Origin of the sequence: Endozoicomonas sp. SESOKO2 (assembly GCF_024606245.1) — a bacterium.
GTDB lineage: Bacteria > Pseudomonadota > Gammaproteobacteria > Pseudomonadales > Endozoicomonadaceae > Endozoicomonas_A.
In genome coordinates this window covers 1-1,028 of sequence record NZ_JAHHPQ010000196.1, presented here as the reverse complement: position 1 = coordinate 1,028, position 1,028 = coordinate 1, and the positions used below count along the sequence as shown (strand labels likewise).

Here is a 1,028-nt window from a genome sequence, read left to right as displayed (position 1 = left end):
TTCCAGTACGGCCTGTGCCGCTCCGGTATCCCACTCAGATGTGGGCCCCAGCCTTGGGTAGATATCCGCCAGCCCTTCCGCAACATGACAACTCTTGAGGGCACTGCCGACAGGCCTTACCTCCAGATCAGGGTAGAGCGCCCTGAGCTTTTCAACAAATACCCTCGCTCTTTCGGTTCCATAGCTTCGACTGCCCAGTACCACCGTTTCCCTTTCTGGCTGAAATATTCTTGGCGTAATACTGTCAACGGGCTGATCTTCAATTTGTTTGAAAGCACCCAGACCGCTACCCCCCCAATAGGTTGTATGCTCATCAGGAACATGAACCACACCCAATATCGGGTAGCTTCGACCATCTTCTGATTTTTCCATCAGCGCGATATTCACGGTGAACTGGCCATTGCCATTGATAAACTCCTGAGTGCCATCCAGAGGGTCCACCAGCCAGTAACGTTCCCACTGGCAGCGTTCAGTAAAAGAGGTATGTTCTGACTCTTCTGATAAAATAGGGTACCGGACATCCAGAGCCTTCAGGCCCCGCTCAATGACTTCGTTGGCTTTGAGATCTGCCAAGGTCACAGGCGTTTTGTCAGACTTGTGCTGAATGCTCAGGTCTTGCTGATGATAAAGGGTCAGGAGGGCCTCTCCAGCCTGTCGGGCAATGTGCTTCAGGGGCTCAATCAGCTTCTCGTCATACATTGGGGGTCTCCAGCCATCCGGCCTGAATTTTCTCTTTGACCAAAAACAGGGTAGCCAGAGCCCTTGCTTCGGAAAAGTCCGGCCTGTCGTTCAATTCCAGTAAGCGGTCAAAGGACCACTCGACCACTTCCAGAGGCTCTGGCTCATCGCCTTTCAGCCTTTCTTCATAAAGATCCCAGGCCACCATTGAGTGTATTCTGCTTTTCATATAGTTGGGTGACTGGGTGAATGCACTGAGGTACTTCCAATGACGAGCACCGTAACCCACTTCTTCCTTTAACTCACGGTTACCCCCTTCTTCCAGACTTTCTTCAGGCTCAACCAGCCCC

At 51.9% G+C, this 1,028-nt stretch carries 2 protein-coding genes; both read right to left on the bottom strand.

The features are described from left to right. A partial coding sequence (locus KDK17_RS04710) for a 3'(2'),5'-bisphosphate nucleotidase CysQ (RefSeq protein WP_257287466.1) occupies positions 1–699 on the bottom strand: 699 nt, incomplete at its 3' end. After that, a partial coding sequence (locus KDK17_RS04705) for an NUDIX domain-containing protein (protein ID WP_257287465.1) occupies positions 692–1,028 on the bottom strand: 337 nt, incomplete at its 5' end. The genes KDK17_RS04710 and KDK17_RS04705, both read right to left, overlap by 8 nt.